Genomic DNA, 656 nt, shown 5'->3' on the forward strand with positions numbered 1-656 from the left:
ATCCACGCCGGCAACTCCTCGCAGATCTCCGACGGCTCGGCCGCGCTGCTCATGACCACCTCCGAGAAGGCCCGCGAGCTGGGCCTGACCCCGATCGCCCGGGTGCACACCGCGGTGCTGGCCGGGGCCGACCCGGTGATCATGCTGACCGCGCCGATCCCGGCGACGGAGAAGGCGCTGAAGCGCTCCGGCCTGTCGCTGGACGAGATCGGCGCCTTCGAGGTCAACGAGGCCTTCGCCCCGGTGCCGCTGGCCTGGCTGGCCGACATCGCCGACGACGACGGCGACGTCGCCGCCCGGCTCAACCCGAACGGCGGCGCGATCGCGCTCGGCCACCCGCTCGGCGGCTCCGGCGCCCGGATCATGACCACCCTGGTGCACCACATGCGGGACAACGGCATCCGCTACGGCCTGCAGACCATGTGCGAGGGCGGCGGCCAGGCCAACGCCACCATCCTCGAGCTCCTCTGACACCCGCTCCCCACCCGGAAGGAACAGACAGAACATGGACATCAACGGTTCCGTCGCCGTCGTCACCGGCGGTGCGTCCGGCCTGGGCCTCGCCACCACGGAGAAGTTCGTGGAGCTCGGCGCCAAGGTGCTGATCATCGACCTGCCGTCGTCGCAGGGTGAGGCCGTCGCGGACAAGCTGGGGG

Annotated in this window: 1 protein-coding gene and 1 pseudogene; both read left to right on the forward strand. The window is 71.3% G+C overall.

From position 1 onward, the window contains the following. Window positions 1–471 (forward strand): annotated as a pseudogene (locus DBV35_RS29090) (acetyl-CoA C-acetyltransferase); the annotation flags it as partial. 34 nt (window positions 472–505) lie between these two features. Next, on the forward strand, window positions 506–656 hold a 151-nt coding region (locus tag DBV35_RS29095), incomplete at its 3' end, for an SDR family NAD(P)-dependent oxidoreductase (protein ID WP_117434496.1).

The organism is Acuticoccus kandeliae (assembly GCF_003073115.1).